Origin of the sequence: Halomonas urmiana (genome assembly GCF_005780185.1) — a bacterium.
In the GTDB taxonomy this organism is placed as follows: domain Bacteria; phylum Pseudomonadota; class Gammaproteobacteria; order Pseudomonadales; family Halomonadaceae; genus Halomonas; species Halomonas urmiana.
This window is the reverse complement of record NZ_VBUI01000103.1, coordinates 1-266: the sequence shown is the minus strand read 5'-3', so window position 1 is coordinate 266 and position 266 is coordinate 1. Positions and strand designations below refer to the sequence as shown.

Annotated in this window: 1 protein-coding gene; it reads left to right on the top strand. The window is 41.4% G+C overall.

The genetic code is table 11. The features are described from left to right. The coding region (locus FEI13_RS18935; protein ID WP_138183026.1) for a TrmH family RNA methyltransferase at positions 1-266 on the top strand (266 nt) is incomplete at both ends.

Here is a 266-nt window from a genome sequence, read left to right as displayed (position 1 = left end):
AAGATCCTGGAAATGTCGGGACATTGCTTCGTTCAGCAGCCGCGGCGAATATAAAACAAATCATTTGCACCCAAGGTTCAGCATCTCTTTGGTCTCCACGTGTGTTGCGTGCAGGTATGGGCGCTCATTTTAGTGTTAACTGTTTTGAAAATTTTCAGTTAACCGACATTCTTCCAAAATTTGAAATCCCTGTTTTTGTAACTAGCTCACACCGATCAACAAGCCTTTATTCAAAAGATTTAACTCAAGCCTGTGTCTGGATCTTA